The organism is Longimicrobium sp. (assembly GCF_036387355.1).
Taxonomy (GTDB): Bacteria; Gemmatimonadota; Gemmatimonadetes; order Longimicrobiales; family Longimicrobiaceae; genus Longimicrobium.
Genome location: NZ_DASVTX010000564.1, coordinates 1 through 4,852, shown reverse-complemented (window position 1 = coordinate 4,852; position 4,852 = coordinate 1). Strand labels below are relative to the sequence as shown.

Sequence of the window (4,852 nt, the reverse complement as noted above, 5' to 3'; positions counted from 1 at the left end):
CGGAGGCGGACCCGGCGGCCGGGGCGGCCAGGCCAAAGCGCGGCCGCAGCGTGGTCACCCGCTCGGCCAGGTGCAGCGCCTGCGCGGTCCACTTCTGCGGGTCGCCCAGCAGCCCCAGGTCGGACGTGGCGAGCACGGCCTGCAGAAACACGAAGAGCGCGGCAAGCTCCACCTGGCCCCGGCTGGCCGCCACGCCCAGGGCGCCCAGCACCAGCCCGTGCGAGGCGCCCAGCGCCGCGAGGGCGGCGGCGTTCAGCCGCCGGTCGGCCTTGCGGCTGCGCCACACCACGCCCAGCGCCTCGAGCCGGACGTCGCTGTACTGCGACACCGCCCACCCCGCCAGGCCGAAGATGCGCAGCTCCTTGGCGGCCGCCGGGTCCACCGCCAGCGAGCGCAGGTAGTCGGCGCGGCGCTGCCCCGCGGCGACGCTGGGCAGGCGCTCGATGGAGTTGAGGTACACGCGGTTGGTGAGGTGCCACGCCGCGGCCAGCACCAGCGGCGCCCACCAGGCAAACCCCAGCAGGATGATGAAGGCGCCGGCCCCCTGCAGCCTCGTGGTGAGCACGCCGGAAAGCTGGGTCACGGGGGTCTGCAGCACACCCGTCCGCTCGGCCTCGGCCACCGCCTCCAGCTCGTCGGCGAAGGCGGGATCTTCCAGCGCGGCCACGCCGGGCGTTTCCAGCGCGGCGCGGGCCACGGTGTGGTGCACCTCCAGCGCGAACGCCGCGTCCAGGACGGCGGCCTGCTGGGCCAGCAGGCTCCCCGCCACCGACAGGGCGCTCGTGCCCAGGGCCACGGCGGCCAGGGCCAGGAGCGCGGCGTTTCCGGCGGCGCCGGCCATGCCGTGGTCCACCACCGCGGGGATGGCGCGGATCAGGGCGCCGGTGGCCAGGATCACCCCGGCGGGAAGGAGCCCCGCGGCCAGGACCAGGGCCCCGAAGGCCAGGACCCGCGCGGGCGAGGCGCGCCAGAGCAGGCCGGCGAAGGCGCGCCAGCGCGCGAAGGCCACGGTCACGAAACGGCCTCCGCCCCGGAGCAAGCGCCCGGGTGCGCGGCCTTGAGCGCCTGCTCCACCTCGCGGGCCAGGGTGCGCACGTGCGGCTCGGAAGCCAGGGTGACGTGCGTTCCGGGAACGGGCCGCACCTCCACCCGGGCGTGCCGGCACCACCCCATGGTCCGCTTCTCCTCGTCCGTGTACGGCGCCAGGAACGCCGCCATGCGGTCGCCGGCCTCGCTGGCGCGGAACAGGGTGAGGGTTCCGTCGAACGGCTCGGCCCGGCAGCCGGCGCGGCTGCGCACCCGGTCGCGGAGCATCTGGTACATTGCCGTGAGGTGGGCCTCGCCGAACTCGGCGGGGGCGGCGCCCTGGCCGCGCAGAGCGGCCATCACCCGGCGCACCGCCTCGGGCGACTCCACCCCGTCCAGCGAGGCGCGCTCGAAGACGAAGGGGCGGCGGCCCAGCGCGGCCACGTCGTGAGCCGCGCCCAGGATGAAGTCGGCGTCCCGGGTCCAGGGCCACGCGTGCACCAGGTCGATGCTCATGGTGTCCAGCAGCCCCAGGAACGCCACCTCCTCACCGGCGCGGCGGAGCTGCAGCGCCATGTCGTACGCCACGTATCCGCCGAACGACCATCCCACCAGGGAATACGGCCCGTGCGGCTGCACCTCGCGGATGGCGGCCACGTGCTCGGCCGCGATCTGCGCCACCGGGCGCGACAGGTCGACGCCCAGGTCGCGCAGCCCGTACACCGGCTGGTCGGGGCCCAGGTGGCGCACCAGGTTCACGTAGCCCATCACGCTGCGGTCGGCCGGGTGCACGCAGAACACGGGGGGGCGGCTGCCGTGCGGCTGCATGGGAACCACCGCCGACGGCGCCGCGCCGCCGGCGTGCTGCTCCTCGATCCCCTCGGCCATCCGCCGCACGGTGGCGCCGGCGAACAGGGTGGCCACCGGCAGGTCGCAGCCCAGCCGCTTGTTGACGGCCGCCACCAGCCGCAGCGCCAGGAGCGAGTTGCCGCCCAGTTCAAAGAAGTTCTGCGTGGGCCCGATCCCCGCGACCCCGAGCAGCTCTTCCCAGATCTGCAGCAGCTGCGCTTCGGCAAAGGTCAGCGGCTCCTCGATCTCCAGGGTGGCCTTGCCGTACTCGGGGGCCGGAAGGGCGCGTTTGTCCAGCTTGCCGGTGCGGGTCTGCGGCAGCGCCGCCATCACCATGAAGGCGCTGGGCACCATGTACTCGGGAAGGGTGCGGCGCAGGTGGTCGCGCAGCTCCGCAGGCCCGGCCGCGTCGCCCACGATGTACGCCACCAGGCGGCGGTCGCCGGGGCGGTCCTCGCGCACGGTGACCAGCGCGTCGCGGACGCCGGGGTGGCGGCGCAGCACCGTCTCGATCTCGCCCAGCTCCACGCGGTAGCCGCGGATCTTCACCTGGTTGTCGGTGCGCCCCAGGATCATGAGGTTTCCGTCGGCCAGGTAGCGGCCGCGGTCGCCCGTGCGGTACATGCGGGCGCCGGCGTCCCGCGCGAAGGGGTCGGGGACGAACTTTTCGGCGGTGAGCGCCGGGCGGCCCAGGTAGCCGCGGGCCACCCCCGCCCCGCCGATGTACAGCTCGCCGGGAAGGCCCACGGGCACCGGCTCGCCGTTCCCGTCCAGGAGGTAGAAGGCCAGGTTGGCGATGGGCCGGCCCACGGGCACCGGCCCGCCCCGGTGGCGGCCGGCCGGGAGCACGTAGGCGGAGCACCCCACCACCGTTTCGGTGGGTCCGTACTCGTTCATCAGCCGCACGTGCGGGGCGTGCTCCTGCCAGAACACCGTGGGCTCCGCGCTCAGGAAGTCGGCGCCGATCACCAGGGTGCGCGCCGCCTCGGCCAGTTCGTCGGGGGTGAGCATGGTGTTCAGCAGCCCCAGGTGAATGGGGGTGATCTTGATCAGGCCGAACCCGGGGCGGTGGCGGATGGCCTCGGCCAGCGCTTCGACCGGCGACTCTTCCGGAAGCAGGTGCACCGTGCGCCCGGCAAAGAGCGGAAGCAGGTTGGTCACCGTGAGGTCCACGGCCATGGACGAAAAGACGGGCGCGCCCGTTCCCGTATCCGCCCCGTAGTAGCGGATCCCCCAGTGGATGTAGTTGCTCACGCCGCGGTGGTGCATGGCCACGCCCTTGGGCCGGCCGGTGCTCCCCGAGGTGTAGATGACGTAGCACAGGTTCTCGGACGTGACCCCGGTCTCAACCGGCGCCTCGCTTTCCCGCGCGATGGCGGGCCAGGCCGCGTCCACCGCCACCAGGGCCACGTGGCTCCGCGACGAGAACCGCGGGCAGAGGTGCTCCTGCGTGAGCAGCGCCGCCACCCCGCTGTCGTCCAGAAGGTAGGCGATGCGGTCCGCGGGGTGCGCCGGGTCCATGGGAACGTAGGCGCCGCCGGCCTTCATCACTGCCAGGATGCTCACCAGCAGTTCCAGGCTGCGCTCCAGGCACACCCCCACGCGCACCTCCGGCCCCACGCCCCTGCCGCGCAGGTGGTGCGCGAGCTGGTTGGCGCGGGCGTCCAGTTCCTGGTAGGTGAGCGAAGTTCCCCGATAGGTGAGGGCCACCGCGTACGGAGTGCGCCGGGCCTGCGCCTCGAACAGCTGGTGGATGCAGCTTTCCGCGGGATACCGCGTGGTGGTGCGGTTCCACGCGAGCAGCCGGTCGCGCTCGGCGCGGCCCATGATGCTGAGCCGCGAGATCCGCTCGTCCGGGTTGGCCGCGGCCCGGTCCAGCAGGCGCTCCAGCTGCTCGGCCATGCGCGCCGCCGTCCCGCGCTCGAAGAGGTCGGCGCTGAACTGCAGCCCGCCCGAGATCCCCTGGCTGCCGGCGTGAAGAAGGAGCGCCAGGTCCAGCTTGGCCGTGTCGCTGTCGCGGGGCAGGTCGCTCATGGCCAGCGCGCGCCGGGGCCCCTCACCCCCTTCGGCGGCGGTGTCGAGCTGGAACAGCACCTGGAACAGGGTGCTGTGGCTGAGCGAGCGCTCGGGGCGCAGCTCGCTCACGATCCGCTCGAAGGGCACGTCCTGGTGCTCGTAGCCGCCCAGCACCGTCTCGCGCACGCGCCCCAGCAGCTCGCGGAAGGTGGGGTCGCCGGAAAGGTCGGTGCGCAGAACCAGCGTGTTCATGAAGAGCCCGACCACGTCCTCCACCTCGCGGCGGGTGCGCCCCGCGATGGGGGTGCCCACCACCAGGTCGTCCGCCCCGCTCCAGCGCGCCAGGAGCGCCTTGAAGCCGGCCAGCACCCCCATGAACAGGGTGGCGCTTTCGCCGCGCACCAGTGCGCGCAGGCGGTCGGCCGTTTCGGAGTTGACGCTCACCGGCACCCGGCCGCCCCGGAACGACGGCTGGGGCGGGCGCACGTGGTCGGCGGGAAGCTCCAGAAGCTCCGGCCCGCCCTCCAGCCGGCCGCGCCAGTACGCCACGTGCTTTTCCTCGGACTCGCGCTGCGCCTGGGCGCGCTGGAACACGGCCCAGTCGCCGTACTGCAGCGCCGGCTCCGGAAGGGGCGAGGGCCGGGCGGCTGCGTAGGCGTCGTACAGCGCCCACGTCTCGTCGATCACCAGGCGCAGGCTCCACCCGTCGGTGACGATGTGGTGCATGCACATGAGCAGCGCGTGGTCGTCCATCCCCAGCCGCACCAGCCGGGCGGCGACGAGGGGGCCGTTCTCCAGGTCGAAGACCGTTCCCGACAGGGCGGCGATGCGTTCGCGCAGCCCGGCCTCGCGCTCGCCCGCCGCCAGCGCCGACAGGTCCTCGCCGGCAAGGGTGAAGCGGGTGGGCGGGTGCACCACCTGCCGTGCCACGCCGTCTGTTTCCCGGAAGGTGGTGCGCAGC

1 protein-coding gene and 1 pseudogene are annotated in these 4,852 nt (G+C 73.8%); both read right to left on the bottom strand.

Annotation, left to right across the window (positions count from 1 at the left end):
* Positions 1–1,015 (bottom strand): annotated as a pseudogene (locus tag VF665_RS24515) (ABC transporter ATP-binding protein); the annotation flags it as partial.
* A partial coding sequence (locus VF665_RS24510; RefSeq protein WP_331056122.1) for an amino acid adenylation domain-containing protein occupies positions 1,012–4,852 on the bottom strand: 3,841 nt, incomplete at its 5' end. The pseudogene VF665_RS24515 and the gene VF665_RS24510, both read right to left, overlap by 4 nt.